Origin of the sequence: Gordonia hirsuta DSM 44140 = NBRC 16056, from assembly GCF_000333015.1 — a bacterium.
Lineage (GTDB): Bacteria > Actinomycetota > Actinomycetes > Mycobacteriales > Mycobacteriaceae > Gordonia > Gordonia hirsuta.
The window spans coordinates 1-953 of the sequence record NZ_BANT01000011.1 but is presented as its reverse complement, the minus strand read 5'-3'; the positions used below and the strand labels follow the sequence as shown (position 1 = coordinate 953).

The following is a 953-nucleotide window of genomic DNA, read 5'->3' as shown; positions in this document are numbered from 1 at the left end:
AGTGCGGCGGCCACGGCGTGCGCGCGGGCGGCGGCCGCCCCGGCCAGGAGTGGGGGCAGGCCCGCGGCGAGCAGGGCCCCGGCCATTCCCGACAGCACATCACCGGCACCGGCGGTGGCGGCCCAGGAGCTGCCCGCGTCGTTGCCCAGCACCTGCCCGTCCGGATCGGCGACCAGGGTCACCCGGCCTTTGAGTAGCACGGTGCCCCCCAAACGCGCGGCCAGGTCCCGGACCGCACCCAGGCGATCATCGCCGATCGGGCGGCCGGCCAGCCGGGCGAATTCCCCGGCGTGGGGAGTGAGCAGGGTCGGTGCGGTGCGGCCGGTCAGCAGGTGCGGGCGGGCAGCCAGGACGGTCAGCGCATCGGCGTCGACCAGAACCGGCACCGGCCTCTCCAGGACCTGGGCGAGCAGGTGTTCGGCGCGGGCGTCGGTGCCCGACCCCGGACCCACCACCCAGGCCTGCACGGTGCCGGCCTCGGCGAACTCGGACACCGCCACGACTTCGGGACGTTGTTCCAGGACCGGACCGGCGGCCGCACCGACGAAACGGGTCATTCCGGAGGTGGCCGCGACCGCGCCGCCGGTGCTCAGCACCGCCGCTCCCGGATACCGGGCACTACCGGCGACGATGCCGACCACCCCCTGGGTGTACTTGTCGTCACCGGGTCCGGGCACCGGCCAGACCTGCCCCACCTGCGCGTCGGTCAGCGAGGCCACGGTCGGCGGCGGCAGCGTCAGACCCAGGTCGATCACCTCCACGCGACCGCAGACGGGTGCGGCCAGCAGGTGCGCCAGCCGCGGCCGGCCGAAGGTGACGCTCACCGCGGCCTGCACCGAGGGCTCGTGCACGACGCCGGTATCGGGGTCGACACCCGAGGGCAGGTCCACGGCCAGGATCGGCACACCGGCCACGGCGTCGAATGCGGCGGCGGCCTCCGGGCGCAGCGGTCC

Annotated in this window: 1 protein-coding gene; it reads right to left on the bottom strand. The window is 75.7% G+C overall.

The features are described 5' to 3' along the window. Nucleotides 1–953, bottom strand: a 953-nt coding sequence (locus tag GOHSU_RS03945; RefSeq protein WP_005937137.1) for an NAD(P)H-hydrate dehydratase, incomplete at both ends; no start/stop codon positions are given.